The organism is Microcystis sp. M015S2, assembly GCF_020245945.1.
Lineage (GTDB): Bacteria > Cyanobacteriota > Cyanobacteriia > Cyanobacteriales > Microcystaceae > Microcystis.
This window is the reverse complement of record NZ_JADBTX010000115.1, coordinates 1-20,064: the sequence shown is the minus strand read 5'-3', so window position 1 is coordinate 20,064 and position 20,064 is coordinate 1. Positions and strand designations below refer to the sequence as shown.

The window sequence follows — 20,064 nt, the reverse complement described above, 5'->3', positions numbered from 1 at the left end:
TATCTTAGGTGTTATTTGCGGGGCTGAGGGGTGGACAGACTTGACAATCTAGCCATCACAATGCGAAGATGTGTGATGGGAAATTCTTGCTTCACAGAAACCTGCTTTTTGAGAGAGTCCCAAAGAGTCTTACAGTCTCTCCACAAGCTTAAACTCCTGACTGCCCATCAACATTTGTTGACAGGATTCTTATTCCTTCTGATCTTAAATTCTTGGCTGCATTCGTGATAAGTCTTGCATTCTGGACTTATTCATCTTTATATCATTTTTCAAAAGTAATGACAGACTTAGTTGATCACTTCAAAGCGCAATCCCTCTCGGAGAAAGGAATTGCACTTTCAGATGTTAGTCACGACTATTGAAAATTGGTATTAGCTATTTCTTTGTGGACTGTAGCCACTATTTTCAGAGATTGCTGTAATGCGGATTGGTTGACGTCCGTTTAGGTGGATTGACTGGCCAGAAATTGTCTTTGATAGTCTAAAAACTCGCCATGCCATTCCGCAAAACGACGCTCCCCATCTTTGACTAAAAATTGGCGGTAGGCTTCCGAGGAAATCCAAGGCTTTGTTGGACGTTGTTGGGCCGAACGAGCTTGGTATTCAGCCGTTGATTGACGGCATTGGTTGTGATAATTTTGGTGCCATTCGCGATAGCGCCGTTCTCCATCCCGCACGAGGGCTTGGCGATAGGCTTCTGAAGATAGACTCATGGTGTTACTCCTTTTCAAATCCCTTGATGGCTTGGCCAGAATTATAACACAATGCGTGAACTACCCAGTGCTGACCTCTCGTCAAGGTACGATATAGGCCCTTGCCCTCAGGGGCAAGGTTTCTTTGCTATCTCAACTGCTGCATTTTGTCCCGCTTTGCGTTGCTACCCTTTAACCAAATTTAGTAGGACCAGCAAAGAAATTAGTAAAAGCTGTTTATAGGTGTCTTAAACCTTGTGGCAAAGGGCCATAGCTAACCTCATTCAAGAAGTCTAGTTCTTGTTGTTTTTTCTCCTCGGTTAACATTGATCGTAACCTATGGTAGGTAGAATATACACTTTAGGTATCAATATATATGATGTATATGGTAATTTTTTGGCTCTCTTAGGTTTGGTGGGTAAAATGTATTCTAAGATACAGTCCTGCTGGCGAGCTAGTAGAAAGAACCACAAAGACACAAAGGACACAAAGATTGATGGCTCTTATATAAGTTAAACTTATGTCACAAAGAATAAGAGAGCCATTTTTTTGCCCTTAGCAGCCTGATTTGGCAAAGAAATGCCATATTTCCATTAGCACCATTACAAAAATATCTGGAGAGTTGAGTTACTAATATGGTTAAAATTATCGGTCGTCAATCCCTGGGAAGGAAACCAGTTTACGATATTGGTGTGGAGAAAGATCATAATTTTTTGCTGGGCAACGGGTTAATTGCCTCCAATTGTTTTAATAAATCTCACTCCACTGCCTATGCTTACGTCACCTATCAAACTGCTTATTTAAAAGCTAATTATCCTGTGGAATATATGACAGCGTTACTAACTGCTAGTAGCGATAATCAGGATAAGGTGGAAAAGTACCGAGAAAACTGTCAGAAAATGAATATCGATGTCGAACCTCCCGACATCAATCGATCGCAAAAACATTTTACCCCGATTGGGCGCAAAATTCTCTTTGGTTTGTCCGCAGTTAGAAATCTGGGCGAAAATGCGATCGAGGCGATTTTAAAAGCCCGGGAAGCTGCGGGAGGAAAGTTTACTTCCTTAGGGGATTTTTGCGAGCGTGTTGATTTGCGAGTGATCAACAAAAGAGCTTTAGAAACGCTAATTTATTCTGGTGCTTTTGATAAAATTCAACCGAATCGCCATCAATTAATTGAAGATTTAGAATTAGTAGTTGCTTGGGCGCAAAAACGCACCAAAGAGAAAGAAAGTGGTCAAATGAATATTTTTGATATGCTAGGAGGTAACACAGAAAATAAACAAGAATCCGAGTTTGAACAGTCTCCCAGTGCAACCGCAGTAGAAGATTTTTCCCTACAGGAAAAGTTAAAACTGGAAAAAGAACATTTGGGGTTTTATGTTTCCGAACATCCTTTAAAAGCTTTACAAAGAGCCGCTCAAGTCCTATCTCCTATCAATTTAGCTGACTTAGAAGAACACAAAACCAGAAAAAAAGTCAGTGCCATTGTCCTATTAAATGCCGTTAAGAAAATTATGACCAAAAAAGGAACTCCCATGGCCTTTTTAACCCTAGAAGATGCTTCGGGACAGTCGGAAGCGGTGGTTTTTTCCGATAGCTACGAACGTCTGCAAAAATTATTAGTGGAGGAAGCAACTTTAATGGTGTGGGGAAAAGTTGATCGCCGAGATGATCGGGTACAATTAATTATCGAAGATGCGGAACCGATCGAAACCATTAAAATGGTGATGGTTAATTTATCGCTGCAAGATGTCGTCAACCAAAATCGTCAAAATCTTCTTAAAAGTATTCTGCAATCGGGAGACAAACAAAAGGCAAAAGTTCCCGTTATTGCCACCATTGGTGCGGGAACTCAGCGTCAATTTGTACGTTTAGGACAAAACTATTGGGTAGAGGATGACAATTCGGTGGTAGAGTCTCTAAAAGTTGCGGGTTTTCTGGCTAATTCTGCACCTCTGATTAATCATTAATATTGTTCGCGTAAAACCTTCTCGATTTCCTGTTTCGATAATAATTCTCTTGCGACCCACAAATCAAGACAAATATGGATTTTGATCACCTCTTTGACACTATTGCCACTCTTGTCCTCCATCATTCTCCTAGTGGGATGGAAACGGAAATTGATCGCTTTTTACTAGAACGCTTTCAAGAGTTAGGATTAGAAACATGGCAAGATCAAGCGGGAAATGTCATCGGCAAAATTAGAGGACGAGATTCGACCAAAAAAATTGCTATTACTGGTCATAAAGACGAAATTGGTGCTATTATCAAAGCAATTAATCCCGATGGTACTCTGCAAATTCGCCAACTCGGGGGAGCTTTTCCTTGGATTTACGGAGAAGGAGTGGTGGATATTATCGGTGATAGGGAAACCAGATCAGGAATTCTCTCCTTTGGTTCCCGTCATATTTCCCATCAATCCCCGCAAAAAGTGCAGCAGGAAAACACACCCGTCACCTGGGAATCCGCATGGATAGAGACGAAATTGACTCCAGAAGAATTAGACGCTTGCGGGGTGCGCGTCGGTAGTCGAGTCGTGGTGGGAAAACACCGAAAACAACCCTTGCGACTAAAAGACTACATTGCCAGTTATACCCTCGATAATAAAGCTTCCGTGGCGATTCTTTTGGCATTAGCAGCCAGAGTAATTAACCCCGCAGTGGATATATATCTGGTTGCCTCAGCTAAGGAGGAGGTAGGAGCCTTAGGGGCCTTATTTTTTACCGCAAATAACCGCTTAGATGCTTTAATTGCCCTAGAAATCTGTCCCCTCGCTCCTGAATATCCGATTAAGGATGGCAGCAATCCTGTGTTATTGTCTCAGGATGGTTACGGTATCTATGATGAGCAATTAAATCAAGAATTACGAATTGCGGCCGAAAAGGCGGGAATACCCCTACAATTAGCTATTATTAGTGGTTTTGGTAGCGATGCCTCCATCGCCATGAAATTCGGTCATATAGCTAAGGCCGCTTGCTTAGGTTTTCCCACCCAAAACACCCACGGTTATGAAATCGCCCATTTAGGAGCCATAGCTAACTGCATTAGCATATTAGAAGTTTATTGTCAAGTAATTTAGCCATTTTTAGCAAAAAACCAGAGCATCAATAGAACAATAGCGATCGCCAGTCCGCTAAAAACAGTATTTTTATGCTGCTCTAACTGCATGGGTGCGGGGGATTCTTCTTTTTTCTGTTTATTTGTTCCCTTTTTAAATTGCGCTGTACTATCGGGAAGTTTATCTAAATCGGGAATCTTCGTCATCCACTCATCTGGGCGTTTGAGACGGGGAGCTTCGATAATATAAAGCAGACGCTTGGCCTGTTCGCGAATTTGATAGATAGGATGGGTAATAAGTTGCTTACAGATTTCACTGGCTTTCTCCCCCTCCCCTAACCCCTGATGGGCAGAAATTAACCAAATTTGAATCTCGCCTCCTTCTCGGGATCCTAAGGAAATTAAGGCTAAAGCCGCATTTAATTGCTGGACACTAAGACGATATTGTCCACGCTCAAAGGCACTGATGCCAGCTTGATAAAGGTCTTGAAAAGAAGGATTTTCGGCCACGGAGTCAAGATCGAGATCAATAAAATTTTACATAAGTATAGCAAAAGCTAAGAAGCAAAAGGAAACTCTCGGCCATCAGCCTTGAATCAGTGATCAGCTTTTCAGTTATCGGTAAACTGATGACTGAAAAGCTCCCCACCTCCGCCATTGAGAATGAGAATCTCAGCAAAAATCCGGTACACTTTCTGCTAAACCTGTTCAAAGCTGCACAATATGAAAGAGAGGAACTATCTCTTACTAAATATACTAGCGATCTCTACCATAATAATTAGTCTAGTTTTAGGGATTTTATTTGACAAAAAAGCGGCCTTGTTGGGAATTTTGGCAGTTCCCGCCATGGTTGCTTCTTTTATCCATCCCCGTCTGGGATTATTAGCCCTAATCATCTATCTTCCCCTGAGTAGTACCGTCACTTTTGCTGTGGCGAGAGTTTTTCAGATAAAAGGCAACTTCATTGGCGAAGAGCCATCCTATGCTCTCTACAAAATCGCCAAGGATGCCTTTTATTTCCCGGCTTTAGCGGCAATTTTAATTAAAACCAAAACTTTTAAGCAATTACGACCCCAAATCAAGCCTTTTCTCATCACAGCTTTGATTTTACTTGCCATCAGCTTGATAACTTTTCTTTTTGTCAATCTGCCCCAAGGAGCAATTGCTGTGGGAATTGTGGGATTAAAAACCCTCCTCGGTTATATTCCCCTAGTTCTCTGTGGCTACTATTTAATCAAGGAAAAACGGGATTTATTCGTGGTTAATCGGCTTTTAATCGTGATGATCCTAGTCTGTTGCGTTTTAGTTCTAATTCAATACTTCTTACTCGTCCAAGGCATCTGTCCCGATAGTGAATTCCTCAATCAACTAGAAGTTACTGCCCCGAAATCCGACAGCCAATTTTATCCAGATATTAGCGAAAAAGCCAGCTTGAAAGCTCAGTGTTTTGTCGGCGGTTCGGTGTTGTATAATCCCGAGCGAGGCTTAATTCGTCTCCCCGGCACATTTTCCGATCCTTGGCAATGGAGTTGGTTTTTAGTATCTAGTAGCGTCATTAGTTACGCGGCCAGTTTTAGTGATCCACAAAAAAGATGGCGCGTCGCTGGTTGGGTGGCAATGGTTTTAGTCTTCCTTGCGACTCTGGTTTCTGGACAAAGATTACCTTTATTGCTAGTACCTTTGTTTTACTTGGTTCTTTTTATTGCTACCAGCAAAAATAAGCAAAAGTTACCATTAAGATTGGGAATCTTGGGGTTGCTTTCCCTGCTCGCGGTGACGTTAATTCCCTTTATTCGGGAAAGAGGGCTAAATTTTATCGGTCGCTGGTTATATTCGTCTCCCATTGACTTTGTAGTCGATCAAATGCAGTGGGTCTTCAAATATGCACAGCTTTTTGGTCTTGGTTTGGGCACAGCCAGCAGTGGCGCTCGTCATATAGTGGGAGAAGAGGGAATAAGACTAATTGAAACCTACTACGCTAAACTGATCTACGAAATCGGTATCGTCGGTTTTATCGCTTTTATGGCACTGGTGACAATTCTCTGTATTCTCACCTTTAAAGCCTATTTAAAAGTAAAAAATGCTGCTTTAAAGCATTGGGGTCTCTGTATCTGGATTTTTATACTTTTTATTAGCTATAATCCCTACTATTATCCTCTCTCCGTCGAGCCTGTTTCTGTTTACTATTGGTTATTCGCTGGAATATTGCTAAAACTGCCAGAAATCAGCGATAAATTGGAAGATGAGGCGAGATTTCTCGAAGAAAAATGAAGTGGAGAATCAAGGAGATTTTTATCGATAATTATATTACAGCGTTTCTCAGATAGATGAGGTTCGTTCTTGCATCTAAAATACTTGATTATAGCGGTGTGCAGTCGTATGAAGTACAGTGTCACGAGCTATAAACCATGCTAGGCAAGGCTTGGTCTGTATCTCACTCAAGCGCTTACCGCTATAGCAAGGGTTAGTCTGTGCTTCACCTTGACGAGAAAGGCTGTATCTCTCTACTGATAGGAGTTAACCGCAATGACAGCAGAAACCGTTACCTATTCCCTCGAATCTGTCCTTAAGGAAATTAAAGATAGTATTAAAAGTGTTGATCGAAAGCTAGATACCTTCCAGAAAGATGTGGATCAAAAGCTGGATAATCTCGAAAAAGGTTTCGAGCAAAAGCTGGATAATCTCGAAAAAGGTTTCGAGCAAAAGCTGGATAATCTCGAAAAAGGTTTCGAGCAAAAGCTGGATAATCTCGAAAAAGGTTTCGAGCAAAAGCTAGAAACCTTACAGAAAAATGTCGAGCAAAAGCTAGAAACCTTACAGAAAGATGTCACCGATGTGAAGATAGGACTAGCAACTTTAACAGAGAAAGTCGATAGTATGGATAATCGACTGATCAAGGTGGAAGGAACCCAAAGCAACCAAATTTGGACATTAATAACTCTTTTGAGTGGTTCCTTGATTGCTGTGGAATTCCGGGCTTTTTTTATGGGCAACAATCCCTAGGCGATCGCTGGAGAGTAACGAGACTTTCTCACTTTCCCCACAGGCGACCTTTTTCCGTTAGATTATAAATGGATACAAAACTTAACATTTTATCCAGAATCTACCGAGAGGGCAGACCGTGCGGCCAGATACCCTAGAAAATAACCAGCATTCAGCCGATAATTCGCTAGTTCCCGAAATTATCGCATTTAATCCTGAAATTGAGCCAGAGAAAACCGAATACTCGCCAAAACCGACCAAAACCAACTCTTGGCTATCGGGAGGAAAGGGTTTATTTATCGGTGTGGGATTAGGGGTTTTATTGACCCTAGGGGCGACTCGTTTCGCTAATCGACCCCAAACAGCCCAAAACCCCAATACTCAGCCCGTAGCGGCAAAAAATGAGGCACCAGCACAAACAGTAACCACCACTAGGGTAGAATCCACTGCCGTGGCCCGCACCCTGAAAGCGACTGGAAGCGTGGCAGCCGATGAATTAATCCCGATTCTTTCCCAAGCGACAGGACTACAAATCAAAGAAATCTTTGTCGATGAAGGGGATAGGGTCAGCCAAGGTCAAATTCTCGCTCGTCTCGATGATACCGTCCTACAAGCGCAATTAACCCAAGCACAGGCTAATGTCGCCCAATCGCGAGCGCGTTTGGCAGAATTGCAAGCGGGGAGCCGTAAAGAGGAGATCGCTGGAGCTAAACAAACTATTCAACGCATAAAAGCCGAAATTAGTCAAGCTCGATCGGATTGGGATTTGGCTAAAAAACGGGTCCAGAGAAACCAAAGTTTAGAAGCGGAAGGAGCGATCGCCCGGGATCGTCTCGATGAAGTCCTCAACGAAGAAAGAAACAAAGCGGCGATCGTACAACAGACCCAATCCCGTTTAGGAGAAGCAGAGCAGCAGCTGGCACAATTGCAAGCTGGCAATCGTCCCGAGGTGATCGCCCAAGCTACAGCCCAATTAGCGGAAGCTCAAAGCCGTTTAGCCATTGTTAAAGCCCAATTAAACGAGACGCGCCTGATTTCCCCGGTCAGTGGCAAAATTGCCGAAAGAAATGGCCGCATCGGGGATACCACCAACGGTCAAAATGCTCTCTTTAAAATCATCGAAAATGGCCGTTTAGAGCTAAGATTGCGGGTTCCTGAGAATCAATTGCCATTAATCCGCGTCGGAGCGCCCGTTACTATCACTTCCGATGCTAATACCAGTTTAAAATTATCGGGACAGGTGCGCGAAATTAATCCCATCGTCGATGAGGCATCCCGTCAGGCAACGGTTAAAGTCGATTTAACCGACAATACAGGATTAAAACCGGGGATGTTTTTACGCGGTGCGATCGTAACGAATACTAGCAATAGTTTAACCGTCCCCATGACCGCGGTTTTACCCCAAAAAGATAATCAAGCTCTAGTTTATTTAGTCGGACCTGATAACACCGTTACCGCCAAAACTGTGCAATTAGGTCAAATTATGCCGAATAATCGCGTGGAAATTCTCACCGGTTTACAAGCAGGCGATCGCATTGTGGTCAAAGGGGCAGCCTATCTCGGTGATGGCGACAAAATTACAGCAATCAGCGATCAGTAATCAGTAATCAGTGACCAGTAAACAGTAAACAGTAATCAGTAATCAGTGATCGGTAGCGGGGCAAACGGATGGAGAGTAACGTTTATGATAAAGCTTATAAATTTGCCATTAGGATTGTTAAAGGCTATAAATATTTGTGTGAGAATAAACAAGAATATGTTTTGTCAAAACAGCTATTAAGGAGTGGCACTTCAATCGGGGCTAACATTGCCGAGGCTAATGGAGCTATTTCTCAAGCTGATTTTCGAGCTAAAATGTCAATAGCTTATAAGGAATGTCTAGAAACAAAGTATTGGCTGTCTCTATTGAAAGACACGAATTACATAGAGGAAAGAGCCTTTCAAAGTATCAATGATGATGCGGAGGAAATTGGTAAAATGCTTTGGGCTATTCTAAAAACCTGCCAAGAAAATACCAAAAACCAAAAACCAAAAACTGATAACTGATAACTGATAACTGATAACTGATAACTGATAACTGATAACTGATAACTGAAATTATGGCTTTTAATATTTCTAATTGGTCTATCAAAAATCCCATTCCGACGATCCTGATCTCCCTGGTTATGGCCTTAATGGGATACATTGCCTTTCTGGGATTAGGGATCGATCGCTCTCCTAATATTGACATTCCGGCCGTGATTATCACCGTTAATCAACCCGGTGCAGGTCCAGAGGAATTGGAAACCCAAGTCACCAAAAAAGTCGAGGATGCGGTGGCTGCTTTGGGTAACATCGATCAAATTACTTCTACCATCAACGAAGGCAGCAGCACCACCACCGTTAACTTTATCCTTGGCACTAACAGCGATCGCGCTACCAATGATGTGCGTAATGCCATAGCGCAAATTCGGCAGGATTTACCCCAAGATACTAATGATCCCATTGTCCAACGTTTAGAATTTGCTGGGGGTGCGGTGATGAACTATACCATCTCCTCCCCGAAAAGATCGATCGCCGAATTAAGTGATCTAGTTGATCGTCAAATTGGCCGCGCTTTAACGGGAGTGCCGGGGGTAGCACGAGTCGATCGCGTTGGGGGAGTCGATCGAGAAGTGCGTGTAGATTTAGATCCCGGCCGTCTGATCGCCTACGGTATCACGGCCACGGCGGTTAATGACCAAATTCGTAGTTTTAATATTAATTTACCCGGAGGGCGCTCGGAAATCGCCGGCAGTGAACAAACTGTCCGCACCCTCGGCAGCGCTGAAACGATCGAAGATTTAAGAAATTATCAAATCTCTTTACCTAACGGTGATACCGTCCCCTTAAGCAATTTAGGGACAGTTAGCGATAGTTCCAGTGATCCTCGACAAATGGCCCTCTTAGATGGGCAGCCAGTGGTGGGTTTTTCGATTCTACGGGGGACTGGCAGCACCTTGGTGACGGTAGAAACAGCAGTGCGCCAAGAAATCGAGAATTTAAAGAAAAAACTGCCCGAAGATATTAAATTTCAATTAATTTTTACCCGTGCCGACTCAATTCGTGCTAGTTACGAAAGCCTTCTTAGCGATCTCCTGATTGGTTGTATGATGACGGTGATCACGGTGGGTCTATTTTTAGGCAATTGGCGCGCCACGATTATCACGGGTTTGGCCCTGCCTTTGTCCATTTTCCCGACTTTTTGGGTGATGCAGTCCCTAAATTATACCCTTAACGGCATGACCCTACTGGCGTTAGCTTTAGCTTTGGGTAATCTGGTGGATGATGCGGTGTGTATGGTGGAGGACATCGATCAACATTTAGCTATGGGTAAAAAACCCCTGCAAGCGGCCTTTGATGCCTCAAAAGAGATTGGATTAGCCGTTTTAGCCAGTGCGGCGGCAATTATGGCGGTATTCCTGCCAGTAGCTTTTATGGGCGGTGTGCCGGGGCAATTCTTTCAACCTTTCGGCGTTACTGTGGCGGTTTCTACCCTATTTTCCAGTTTGATCGCCGTCACCGTCACCCCGATGTTAAGTGCCTATATTTTACAGCCGAAAAAGCTGAAAACCGGTGATAGTAATCCCTCCTCGCGCCCCCGTTTTCGTCCCTACAAAAGTTTGTTAACTTGGGCTTTACGTCATCGAATCCTGACTTTATTGGCGGCTTTGGCCTTTTTTATCGGTAGTTTACAGTTAGTTCCCTTGATTCCAAAAGGGTTATTTAGTTCTGGGGATACTGGATTAAGTACCATCAGCCTAGAATTGCCTCCCGGTGCGACTTTGAATGATACTGTTGCCGTGGCTAATCAGGTGAATAGTTTACTACAAAAAAATCCCGCCGTCGCTAATGTTTTGGCTATTCCGGGAGATTCGGGACGGGTAAACACGGGGTTAATATATGTTAATTTAGTTCCTAAGGAACAGCGATCGCTAACTCAACGGCAATTTGAGGAACAAACCCGTCGGGATTTCCAGAAGATACCGGGAGCAAGAGTTAGTTTTCGGGCGCAGGGTGGAGCAGGAAGCACTAAAGATGTAGCTATTGTCTTAAAAAGTGAAAATGGCGATATTTTAACCCAAACTGCCCAAAAATTAGAGCGAGAAATGCGGGCTTTACCCGGTTTTGTCGAGGTAAGTTCCGGGGTAAGTTTAGTTAAACCGGAACTGATTATTCAACCGGATCCTGTCCGGGCTGCTGATCAGGGAGTCTCGGTCAGAGTGATCGCCCGTACTGCATCTTTAGCTTTAATCGGCGATAATGAGTTTAATTTAGCTAAATTTAACCTTGCTGACCGACAAATTCCCATCCGGGTGAAAATTGCCAACGATGGACGCAGTGAGATAGAAACTCTGCAAAATTTGCGCGTTCCTAGCAGTAATGGTACGTTAGTACCGCTTAACTCGGTGGCGACAATTAGCTTAGGTAGTGGACCTGCGGAAATTCAACGCTTTAACCGTCAACGTCAGGTTAATATTGGAGCTAATTTAGAGGGAGTTTCTTTGGGAAGTGCGGTGACACAAATTCGCGCTTTACCAATCATAAAAAACCTACCCCCAGAGGTGACAGAAGAACCCTTTGGTGATGCTCGCATTATGCGCGATATCTTTGCTCGTTTTTTGGGGGCGTTAAGTTTAGCAATTATTTCGATCTATGGAATTCTGGTATTGTTGTATAACAATTTCCTCTATCCCCTAGCGATTTTAACTTCCCTTCCTTTATCGATTGGTGGTACTTTAATCGCTCTTTTAATTACCCAAAAAGAGTTAGGTTTATACGCTTTAATTGGCATAGTTTTACTGATGGGATTAGTCACTAAAAATGCCATTCTGTTAGTAGATTTTGCCTTGAGTGGCCTTCGGGAAGGTAAACCGCAATTTAAGGCGATGATTGATTCGGGAGTCTCTCGTTTACGACCAATTATTATGACCTCCGTTTCCACAATTGCCGGGATGTTACCGATTGCTTTAGCTTTAGGTGCAGATGGTGAAATTCGCGCACCGATGGCGATTGCCGTTATTGGTGGTTTTACCACTTCCACCCTATTAACTTTGGTGGTTGTGCCGGTAATCTTTACTTATATCGATAGTTTTTACTATTGGTTCCGGGGATTATTTGTTAAACAAAAACCCAAGTCGATTTAGTACAGAAAACGGGTTTCTCGGAGAAACCCGTTTTCTACTCGGAGAAACCCGTTTTCTACTCATGCAAAAGGCAAACAGGGGAATAAATAATCAGTCTTTAATAACCAGATTTAGTATAAAATATCTCTCTGAAAGCTTGAGAAAAAACCCAGAGAAACTTACCCATGAATCCCTTAACAGTCACAGATAAAACTCTATCTCTTCCCCCTATGGGCTGCGGTACTTGGGCCTGGGGAAATCGTCTTCTCTGGGGTTACGATGAGAGTATGGATAGCCAGTTACAAGCGGTTTTTAATCTCTGCGTCGAGCGGGGTGTCACCCTATTTGATACGGGAGACTCCTACGGGACAGGCAAACTCAACGGACAGAGTGAGAAGCTATTAGGACGCTTTACAGGGGAATATAGCGGTTATAACGCTGATCATATCCGTATTGCCACCAAACTCGCCCCTTATCCTTGGCGTTTAACCCGTCATGCCATGGTGAAAGCTTGTCAAGCTTCGGCAACCAGATTGGGTCGCCCGGTGGATTTAGTGCAAATGCACTGGTCAACAGGCAATTATGCGCCATGGCAGGAGGGAGGATTATTAGACGGATTGGGGGATTGTCTGGAAAAGGGGTTAGTTAAAGGAGTCGGTTTATCCAATTTTGGACCGAAAAGATTGAAGTCTGCCTATCAAAAGTTTGCCAGTCGCGGCATTCCTATTACCAGTTTACAGGTACAGTATTCTCTCCTTTCTACCTATCCCCTCACTGACTTAGGATTAAAGGAACTATGTGATCAATTGGGTATTAAAATTATTGCCTATAGTCCCTTAGCTTTGGGGTTATTAACGGGGAAATATCGAGATAATAAAAACTTACCCCCAGGATTACGTCGCTTCCTTTTTAGTCAATTAATTCCCGCTATTTCTCCTCTGATTAGTTGCCTAGAAGTTATCGCCCAAGCTAAAAATAAAACTATTAGCCAAGTTTCCTTAAATTGGTGTATCTGTAAGGGAACAATTCCTATCCCCGGAGCTAAAAATATTCGGCAAGCTGAGGATAATTTAGGTGCTTTAGGATGGAGTTTAGACACAGGAGAAATAGCAGAATTAGATAAAATTGCCGCCAGTTTAGATAAAAAAATGGTACAAAATATCTTTCAAACTAAGTAGGGTTTGCTGAAAAAGTTTGCTTGTGGGGTGGGGAACGAACCACAAAGACACAAAGGACGCAAAGATTGATCGCTGATAAGTTAAACTGATCAGACAAAGAATAAGAGAGCCAATTTCCCCTCGATTACTCGAAGAACCAGCAATTTTTGAGGTCAAAAAAGCCTAAAGATATTGTCCAACAAGGTTTCTAGATTTATTCAGCAAACCCTACTTATCTTGAGAGACCAATTTTAAGCTAGGACGGGGTTGGATTGTTCCCCCATAAGCGACGGCAGTATGAGAAGATAGAACAAGATGAGCAGATATGCCCAAAGAAATTCGATAGATTTCCTCGGCTTTATCCATTAATTGCTGTTTAACTGGCTCTTTCGGCAAATTTTGCCGCCAAGCTAGGGGAATCCCCTCGATACCGTTGTACAATCCCGCCCAAATTCCCGCTAAAGTGCTGGTTAATTGCCGTTGATAGGGACTAGAATTAGCGCGACGCACGCTAACGGCGAAATCCTCGGTCGTTTGCAGAAAGGTATAGAGAGAAGCTGCGATCGCAATTCCTAAAGGTGAGATATCTTTCGCCCAAGCCGATAAAATGAACTCTAAGGGATGATTTTGCCCTAAAGCTGACTGAATCTGCTCTAATAGCTTATTCTTGGGCTTAATAGTTAGTAATTGCCCCATTAACTGATTTAAAGGCTTTTTTCCCTGTAATAACAGACCTACCGCCTCTCCCCAAATTATCGCTTCTTGTTGGGTTAACTCGGAAATTAAGCCCTTTTTCAGCCAAAAATTTAATCTAGCTTGCCAACGTTCCCCATGGTCAGGCCAGGTTAAAATCTCCGGCAGTAGCACAAATAATAACGCCGATTCCGACTGCTGCTTGGCTGCGATCGCAATCTGCAAGTCTTCCTGAGATTGCAGAGCTTGCAAAAGCAGGGTCGTTCTTGGCGTAGCCTCATAGTTAAAGGCTGGTATTAGGGGTTGATTATGCAAGGATTCCCCAATATATGCCCCGATTAACCCTCCCTGAAGGCGATCGAGGGGTGAAAAGACCTTTTGCATAAATTAGCTCAATTTGCCCGGTAGGTGACTTCCCCGACTTTGCCCGGTTGCCCTAGTTGTTTAGCATTGGCGTTATTAACAGCAACGTAAACCCCGCCGGCATTACCCGCTCTCACGGTTAATTCTCGGTTTGCTTGCCAAGTGCGATGGGTTCCCTGGGGCAGCACACCCTCAAATTCTGTCTTCCCATCCACCACCACCCGCAGCCAGCAGTCATCCTCCAGTTTTACCCCCACCACCAGCTGCTGATTATTGCTGGTTTTGTTGGCTACCGGTTGAAGGGGATTGCTTTTCCGTTGGACAATTTGCTGTTGTGGCAAGGAAGGCGGCGGTAAGCGATTCGATTGCAGTACCGATTTTTGCAGGACGTGGGATAGGGTTTGTACGGAACCAATAACTAAGATTAAATAGAGAAAATAAAGATGAATCGGGCGAATTTGAAGACTTGGCAGCGATAAAGACGGTTTTGTTCCCCTAAAAAAGTTATTGACCTTGGTGGGAAAACGCCGGCTAATCGTCTCACCATCCAGGGACAGACTATCGGCAAATTGTTTGATTAACCAACGAATATAAATCGGTTCGGGCAATGCCTCCAAATCCCCCGCTTCCAGCGCTTCTAAGCGATGGCGCGGGATTAGGGTTTTCTGGGCAATGTCCTCGAGAGAAAGGGACTGTTCTAGGCGATTTTTTTGCAAATAAACGCCGATTTCCAGTAATTTGGTTCGCTGTTTATGCTGGGGATCGAGTTGTGATTGGAGAAGGCGAAACATATCGCTATTAGGGGCTGACTTTCAGCTTAGTTAATCTGGCTTGTTAAATATTTCAGTTCATCAAGGGTTAAAAAACGGTAATGACCCAAGGGTAAGGGGGAATTATTACCAGAGTTTAGTTGAATACGACCGATGGCACTGCGATGAAGTTTCAGGACGCGATAGCCTAACTCTTCGGCTACAGAGCGAATCTGCCGATTTCTTCCCTCCACTAAAATAACTTCTAGTAGGGTTTTTTGGTCGGTTTGCTTGAGTATCTCAACCTGTGCGGGTAAGGTTTTTTTTCCCTCTAAGAGGATACCTTCTCGCCAACGCTGGAGAGCAAGTCTATCAATCGCACCATCTAGCCAAACCCGATAGGTTTTGGGCAAATGATAACGGGGATGGGTGAGGGTGAGGGTGAGTTGACCGTCGTTGGTGAGGAGTAAAGCCCCAGTGGTGTTGATGTCCAACCTGCCTACGGGATGTAACCCCGTCTCGCTGGCGAGGGAGTCGGGCAAAAGGTCGATTACCGTCGGCCGGTTTTGTGGATCCTTACAGGTAGAAACCACACCAATGGGTTTGTTGATCAGTATATACAATCTTTTGGGACGATTGGCCGGTTCAATTTTTTTTCCGTCTATCTCTAGGTGATCTTTTTCCGGGTCGGCTTTTTCTCCTAACTGCACGATTTTGCCATTCCGTCTCACCCGGCCGGCTACGATCATCTCCTCCGCCCTTCTTCGGGAGGCAATTCCCCACTGGGCAAGGATTTTCTGGACTCTCTCCGCCATTTTTTTTTAGTTTTTAACCCTTTCTATCTCCTATTATAGGCATCCTAAAAGGGTTTTTTCGCCCAAATAGTGAAGAAAAACCGAATATCTCCGGCTGCCTCTTTGATTTTTTTTCTTTGAAAACTTCTCAAAAAAAAGAGGAGTAATCCCTTGACTTGGGCGGCGGCTTCGGTTATACTTTTCTTATAATGGGAATCTGTGCGTTTTTGAGTGAACTCTACCACTCCATTATATATAAAGTCTTATAAAAATATTATTGCAAAAAGCCGTGAAAAAAGCAAGCAAAATTTTGCCGACAATTGTTAAAAAAGTCGGGCTAATTTTTTTTACGGGGGGATATGACTTTAAACGGGTTATTTCTCGGTTATCCAAACGGTAAACTTTGATTGATGATAAATTGGGGACGTAAGCGACGGAGTTTGCGTCTCTTTGTTATAATTCAAAGGCTAGGCTATAATAACTCTTCATAAACACCGATAATTTTAGTCAAAGATGTAAAAAAAATGAATATTCAACTCGTGGAATCTCTAGTTAATGCAATTAAATCCTTGTCCCTAGAAGAACAAGAATTGTTAGAAAAAAAACTCAAAGATCACCCCTCTTGGGAAATTGCATTAGAACGAATTGACGCAACTCGAAAAGCCATTTATGAACGTCGTCAGGGAAAACCATTTAAAACCGATGTTACTGAAATTATTCATCAAATGAGAGAAGAAAGAGATCGGCAATTGATGGAAGAAATTGTGAGTGAATAGAGAAAATAATGACTAATACATTTATCTGTGTTGATTCTAGTTTTATAGTTCGTTTAACAACCGTTGAACCTTCTGTAACAATGTACAGTCAACTCTGGCAAAAATGGATGACCGAGGAAAATTTAGTGATTGCACCAACTTTATTATGTTACGAAGTCACTAACGTATTTTATCGTCTGAAAAAAGCTGGTCAAATTTTGGAGACGGAAGCGCAAACCCTCCTTACAGAAGTCTTAGATTTACCTATTCAGTTTCATGGAGATCATTACCTCCATTACCAAGCAATAGAAATTTCGCAAACCTTGAATCTTCCTGCTACTTATGATGCCCATTATCTAGTATTAGCTCAACGATTTCAAGCAAATTTATACACTAGCGATAAACGCTTATTTAACAGCGTTAAATCTTCTCTAAGTTGGGTTCATTTGGTTGAAGTGTAGATTTTTATTTCTCTCTCAATAGCTTTAGTTTTATTTAACCTGACTAGGCAGTATGCTTAGAAAAGCACAAAAGTCGAGCTAGTTTTGCTTACGGGGGGATATGACTTTAAACGGGTTATTTCTCGGTTATCCAAGCGGTTGAGAGAAGAAAGAGATCGGCAATTGATGGAAGAAATTGTGATAGAGAAAATCATGACTAATACATTTATCTGTGTTGATTTTAGTTTTATAAATTCTTGTAGGGTGCGTGTTTGCGGCGATAATCTCTGACAAAAAAACAAATTAATAATCTGCCGTAACGCAACAACTTAATTATTCAATTGGTGCGTTACACTTTCGTGCTTCGCACCCTACGATTTATGCTTCTGTTTGTGGCTAAATTGACAAAAGTTGCTCAAAATATAACCTTAGCAACATAAATCGGCCTATCCCTAGTTAAGCTAAGTTGAGGATAAGCCGAAACCCTAATTTTACCGCAGCTGGTTAGCTCTATTCTTCGTGGAAGTCATGACCAAATCTTCTTAGTCCGAACTAAAGTCAGCTAATGCGACTAACCCCCCATTTCAAAATCAAAATTAAATTCAGGTTCGGGAGGAGATTCAATTTCTAAATCTTTAGCGTCCGGTAGGGGAGCATCATTGACAATAGAATCTTGTTCAGGCTCAACCTCACTCGGCGAATCACTTTCTGGTTGACAAGAGGAAATACTAATATAGTAATTGTTCTGGTCGCCTTCAATAATATCACCTTCTTGAGCGATATTATCAGCTTCAATCTTGATGTCATCGATATTAATATTGTCTCCATCTTTGGTAACATTATCGGCATCAATGTTAACAATATCACCCTCATCAGTGATATTATCAGCTTCCATCTGATTAATATCGCCTTTGGCAGCATAATTATCAGGACTGTATTGAGCCTTATCAACGACAAAATCTTCGACTAGATCGAAAGCGAAACCGAATTTATTTTTGTTTGACATAGTTGATACTCTCCTAGAGAATTAATGAAATCAAGAAATGATTAAAGGGGTCTGTATTTGTCCAAGCCAAGTGCATAATCCACTAAATTTTTATCTTGAGGAGTTGCATCAGGAGCCAGAGCCTTTTTTAGCAAAGTTTTAATGTTTGCCAATAATTCATCTTCAAAATCAATCCAAAAAAGTCTCCGATTTTCATCAATAAAAGATGACTGAAGTAACCCTGTAAAACGTCCTGATAACTGCATTGAACGAGAGGTAATACCGGGGTTATCTTGTCCTAAAACTAGGTCGTAATTTTCTCGCCGTTCGGGTTGTGAAAAGATGTTTTCTTGACGATCTTGATAATTTCGGACAACCATAGGAGAAGGGGGGATATGGGGAAGGCGATCCCGCATAAGTTCGGTTAGGGTTGGAATCCCCGGTGAAAGACTTAGCAAGGTTTGGTAAACGTGCTTGTTTTGCTCCCATCTTTTGTTATCTTTAGGAATAGTGGGAGCAACTTCTACTAAACCAATACCATATTCGCGTAAATAGTCACCTGAGTCACCAATTTTACCAACAGGAAGGCGGTGGGTTTCATCAAGAATAACTAGGGTTTTAAGACGATCCTTGCCATTTTTTGTTTTGGTATTTGATCCTAATTCTAACACATAATTGAGAAAATTGTCAAGGAAAATAGGCCCAATGATTTTAGAAGAAGATTGGGATAGAGGTTGGCTTAAAATGACCAATGTTTTGTGATAAAGAATATCATCAAAGCTGAGTTTTTTGAGGTTGGGATGAGGTTCTGTATAGGTAAGTAAGTCTTCTTGATCTAACAGATCCTGAAAAATTTTAACTCCTCGCCGAGTCATGACTAATTCCTTATGATCCATGTAGAAAAAATTAGCAAGGCGCAGTTGTTGTTCTATTTTTTCTAGGAGGTTAGTTCTCTCCTGTAATTCTTCCTTTTTTTCGGGGGTTAGGTTTTGACTATTAAGATAAAGATTGATTTTATTTTTACCATTTTCTAAGGCTTCTTCAACTTGTTTAGGGGTAGATAATAAATTGACTAAACTTCTGAGAGTGAGAGCGTCAGGAGGATAAAAGTTTTGCAATAAAACTAACAAGTATTCAGCAATCGCAGCAGCATTATAAATAACTGCCAGTAAGTCACCGGCCATGCCTTCATACTGTGAGATGATCACTTGACATAGCATTTCAAAAAATTCTCGTCTCTCTGAAGAATTTAAGAGGTTTTCAAGAGGATTAAAATAGTATTCGCCACGAGGCCAACGACAAACGGAAATCTTAGGATCTTTTTCTTGAAGGTAAGCCGCTAAATCAGTAAAAGCGGCCCCTTCTTTTGTTCCTCTAACTCCTCCTTTGGCTTCTGAGATAATTACCGTTCCATACCATCTTAATGCGCCTGAAATTAGCCTAAATAAAACGGTTGTTTTACCCGAACCAATTGCCCCCCCTATAAACAAATGGCTATCAAACAGTGCAGTAGGAAGCCAGAAGGGAGTTCTTTCTTTACTATTAGGATAAGCGGCAGCTTGTCCTAGATAAATTTTATTTTCACTGGCTTTAATCGGGAAATCATCGGGGTTAGCGAGTACAGATTGAAGGTCAACAGAGATTTTTTTAGGTTTGCCTTGCTTGTGCTTTTTATGGGTAGAAGGTGGGGGTGAGTTGGGATTAGAAAAAGGATAAGACATATTGGGTTTCTCCAGAAATTCACAATTTTTTTGAGTTATCCCCTCTTATTGAAAGAAGGGATATTTATTTAGCTTAACTAAATCTTAGGTAAGGGAAATTCATCTTCCCCATCTTCATAATCTGGGTTGCTGAGAGCTTGGTTGAACCAATCAACATCATCATCTAATGAGTTAAAGTCAAGAGATTTATTGAACAAATAATCATCAGGTGAATCAATGTGACCAGTTATCTGATCTAATTTTAGTTCTAATTGCTGAATTTCTCGGCGAATTTCCTCCCGTTTTTGTGGCTCTGGTTCCATTCTTAGATGATTATATTGATCGTCAATGCGTTTTATCAGAGCATCCACCTTTTTCTTTTTAATCTCATCAGTGTCTAGAGGTCTGATGCTGACAGGGGGACAAGAAAGATGAAATCCATAGATCATAAGCTTTTCATGGTTTTGGCTCGAAAAAGTTCGCCGCACCATCTCTCACTTATTAATAATAATTCCTAGTAAGCTCGCTCCTATCCCTAATTCTTTCGTTAG

General features: G+C 42.2%; 17 protein-coding genes and 2 pseudogenes. 10 read left to right on the top strand and 9 right to left on the bottom strand.

Annotation, left to right across the window (positions count from 1 at the left end; all coding sequences use genetic code 11):
• Positions 1-442 precede the first annotated feature (442 nt).
• A complete protein-coding gene (locus IM473_RS19290) occupies positions 443-712 on the bottom strand; it encodes a hypothetical protein (RefSeq protein WP_287658244.1) in 270 nt (89 codons plus the stop codon).
• A 219-nt stretch (positions 713-931) separates the two neighbouring features.
• Positions 932-1,036 (bottom strand): annotated as a pseudogene (locus IM473_RS19285) (helix-turn-helix domain-containing protein); the annotation flags it as partial.
• A 290-nt stretch (positions 1,037-1,326) separates the two neighbouring features.
• Here IM473_RS19285 and IM473_RS19280 point away from each other — a divergent pair.
• Together IM473_RS19280 and IM473_RS19275 are read left to right on the top strand one after the other, a co-directional pair.
• Positions 1,327-2,664, top strand: a complete 1,338-nt coding sequence (locus tag IM473_RS19280) for a helix-hairpin-helix domain-containing protein (protein ID WP_287658245.1) — start codon at positions 1,327-1,329, stop codon at positions 2,662-2,664.
• 74 nt (positions 2,665-2,738) lie between these two features.
• Positions 2,739-3,773 carry a M42 family metallopeptidase gene (locus IM473_RS19275; protein WP_287658246.1) on the top strand — a complete coding sequence of 345 codons (1,035 nt, stop codon included), beginning with the start codon at positions 2,739-2,741 and terminating at the stop codon, positions 3,771-3,773.
• On the opposite strand, the gene IM473_RS19270 is transcribed toward IM473_RS19275, so the two are convergent.
• Positions 3,770-4,261, bottom strand: coding sequence for a hypothetical protein (locus IM473_RS19270; protein WP_287658247.1), 492 nt, complete (start codon positions 4,259-4,261; stop codon positions 3,770-3,772). The genes IM473_RS19275 and IM473_RS19270 overlap by 4 nt on opposite strands.
• 213 nt (positions 4,262-4,474) lie before the next feature.
• On the opposite strand from IM473_RS19270, the pseudogene IM473_RS19265 reads away from it, so the two are divergent.
• The 6 genes and pseudogenes from IM473_RS19265 to IM473_RS19240 all read left to right on the top strand — a co-directional run bounded on the left by IM473_RS19265 (position 4,475) and on the right by IM473_RS19240 (position 13,055).
• Positions 4,475-6,053: pseudogene (locus IM473_RS19265) on the top strand (hypothetical protein).
• A gap of 224 nt (positions 6,054-6,277) precedes the next feature.
• Complete coding sequence (locus IM473_RS19260; protein WP_287658248.1) at positions 6,278-6,754, top strand: DUF4164 domain-containing protein; 477 nt, start codon at positions 6,278-6,280, stop codon at positions 6,752-6,754.
• 118 nt (positions 6,755-6,872) lie between these two features.
• Positions 6,873-8,333, top strand: coding sequence for an efflux RND transporter periplasmic adaptor subunit (locus IM473_RS19255; RefSeq protein WP_287658249.1), 1,461 nt, complete (start codon positions 6,873-6,875; stop codon positions 8,331-8,333).
• A gap of 68 nt (positions 8,334-8,401) precedes the next feature.
• On the top strand, positions 8,402-8,779 hold the full coding sequence (locus IM473_RS19250) for a four helix bundle protein (RefSeq protein ID WP_287658250.1): 378 nt from the start codon (positions 8,402-8,404) through the stop codon (positions 8,777-8,779).
• A 53-nt stretch (positions 8,780-8,832) separates the two neighbouring features.
• Positions 8,833-11,898 carry an efflux RND transporter permease subunit gene (locus IM473_RS19245; RefSeq protein ID WP_287658251.1) on the top strand — a complete coding sequence of 1,022 codons (3,066 nt, stop codon included), beginning with the start codon at positions 8,833-8,835 and terminating at the stop codon, positions 11,896-11,898.
• Between the two features lie 164 nt (positions 11,899-12,062).
• Positions 12,063-13,055, top strand: coding sequence for an aldo/keto reductase (locus tag IM473_RS19240; RefSeq protein WP_287658252.1), 993 nt, complete (start codon positions 12,063-12,065; stop codon positions 13,053-13,055).
• Between the two features lie 207 nt (positions 13,056-13,262).
• Here IM473_RS19240 and IM473_RS19235 read toward each other — a convergent pair whose 3' ends face one another.
• From IM473_RS19235 to IM473_RS19225, 3 genes are read right to left on the bottom strand one after another with little or no spacing between them, the layout of a single operon-like run.
• Entirely contained in the window at positions 13,263-14,111 is an 849-nt protein-coding gene (locus IM473_RS19235) for an ADP-ribosylglycohydrolase family protein (protein ID WP_287658253.1), read from the bottom strand.
• Between the two features lie 8 nt (positions 14,112-14,119).
• On the bottom strand, positions 14,120-14,881 hold the full coding sequence (locus tag IM473_RS19230) for a helix-turn-helix domain-containing protein (protein WP_287658254.1): 762 nt from the start codon (positions 14,879-14,881) through the stop codon (positions 14,120-14,122).
• Positions 14,882-14,907: 26 nt separating this feature from the next.
• Complete coding sequence (locus IM473_RS19225) at positions 14,908-15,654, bottom strand: pseudouridine synthase (protein WP_287658255.1); 747 nt, start codon at positions 15,652-15,654, stop codon at positions 14,908-14,910.
• Between the two features lie 503 nt (positions 15,655-16,157).
• On the opposite strand from IM473_RS19225, the gene IM473_RS19220 reads away from it, so the two are divergent.
• Together IM473_RS19220 and IM473_RS19215 are read left to right on the top strand one after the other, a co-directional pair.
• Positions 16,158-16,409 carry a hypothetical protein gene (locus IM473_RS19220; RefSeq protein ID WP_002803893.1) on the top strand — a complete coding sequence of 84 codons (252 nt, stop codon included), beginning with the start codon at positions 16,158-16,160 and terminating at the stop codon, positions 16,407-16,409.
• 8 nt (positions 16,410-16,417) lie between these two features.
• Complete coding sequence (locus IM473_RS19215) at positions 16,418-16,849, top strand: type II toxin-antitoxin system VapC family toxin (protein WP_002803895.1); 432 nt, start codon at positions 16,418-16,420, stop codon at positions 16,847-16,849.
• Positions 16,850-17,399: 550 nt separating this feature from the next.
• On the opposite strand, the gene IM473_RS19210 is transcribed toward IM473_RS19215, so the two are convergent.
• From IM473_RS19210 to IM473_RS19200, 3 genes are all read right to left on the bottom strand, one after another.
• Positions 17,400-17,834, bottom strand: a complete 435-nt coding sequence (locus tag IM473_RS19210; protein WP_287658256.1) for a hypothetical protein — start codon at positions 17,832-17,834, stop codon at positions 17,400-17,402.
• Positions 17,835-17,875: 41 nt separating this feature from the next.
• Positions 17,876-19,534 (bottom strand): type IV secretory system conjugative DNA transfer family protein, encoded by a 1,659-nt coding sequence (locus tag IM473_RS19205; RefSeq protein ID WP_287658257.1) that lies wholly within the window; start codon positions 19,532-19,534, stop codon positions 17,876-17,878.
• Positions 19,535-19,611: 77 nt separating this feature from the next.
• Positions 19,612-19,962, bottom strand: coding sequence for a hypothetical protein (locus IM473_RS19200; protein WP_287658258.1), 351 nt, complete (start codon positions 19,960-19,962; stop codon positions 19,612-19,614).
• Positions 19,963-20,064 lie beyond the last annotated feature (102 nt).

Bases quoted from the DNA above. Each gene is read 5' to 3' on its own strand.
- IM473_RS19290 (WP_287658244.1), bottom strand. From the start codon at position 712: ATGAGTCTATCTTCAGAAGCCTATCGCCAAGCCCTCGTGCGGGATGGA.
- IM473_RS19280 (WP_287658245.1), top strand. From the start codon at position 1,327: ATGGTTAAAATTATCGGTCGTCAATCCCTGGGAAGGAAACCAGTTTAC.
- IM473_RS19275 (WP_287658246.1), top strand. From the start codon at position 2,739: ATGGATTTTGATCACCTCTTTGACACTATTGCCACTCTTGTCCTCCAT.
- IM473_RS19260 (WP_287658248.1), top strand. From the start codon at position 6,278: ATGACAGCAGAAACCGTTACCTATTCCCTCGAATCTGTCCTTAAGGAA.
- IM473_RS19250 (WP_287658250.1), top strand. From the start codon at position 8,402: ATGGAGAGTAACGTTTATGATAAAGCTTATAAATTTGCCATTAGGATT.
- IM473_RS19245 (WP_287658251.1), top strand. From the start codon at position 8,833: ATGGCTTTTAATATTTCTAATTGGTCTATCAAAAATCCCATTCCGACG.
- IM473_RS19240 (WP_287658252.1), top strand. From the start codon at position 12,063: ATGAATCCCTTAACAGTCACAGATAAAACTCTATCTCTTCCCCCTATG.
- IM473_RS19235 (WP_287658253.1), bottom strand. From the start codon at position 14,111: ATGCAAAAGGTCTTTTCACCCCTCGATCGCCTTCAGGGAGGGTTAATC.
- IM473_RS19230 (WP_287658254.1), bottom strand. From the start codon at position 14,881: ATGTTTCGCCTTCTCCAATCACAACTCGATCCCCAGCATAAACAGCGA.
- IM473_RS19225 (WP_287658255.1), bottom strand. From the start codon at position 15,654: ATGGCGGAGAGAGTCCAGAAAATCCTTGCCCAGTGGGGAATTGCCTCC.
- IM473_RS19220 (WP_002803893.1), top strand. From the start codon at position 16,158: ATGAATATTCAACTCGTGGAATCTCTAGTTAATGCAATTAAATCCTTG.
- IM473_RS19215 (WP_002803895.1), top strand. From the start codon at position 16,418: ATGACTAATACATTTATCTGTGTTGATTCTAGTTTTATAGTTCGTTTA.
- IM473_RS19210 (WP_287658256.1), bottom strand. From the start codon at position 17,834: ATGTCAAACAAAAATAAATTCGGTTTCGCTTTCGATCTAGTCGAAGAT.
- IM473_RS19205 (WP_287658257.1), bottom strand. From the start codon at position 19,534: ATGTCTTATCCTTTTTCTAATCCCAACTCACCCCCACCTTCTACCCAT.
- IM473_RS19200 (WP_287658258.1), bottom strand. From the start codon at position 19,962: ATGATCTATGGATTTCATCTTTCTTGTCCCCCTGTCAGCATCAGACCT.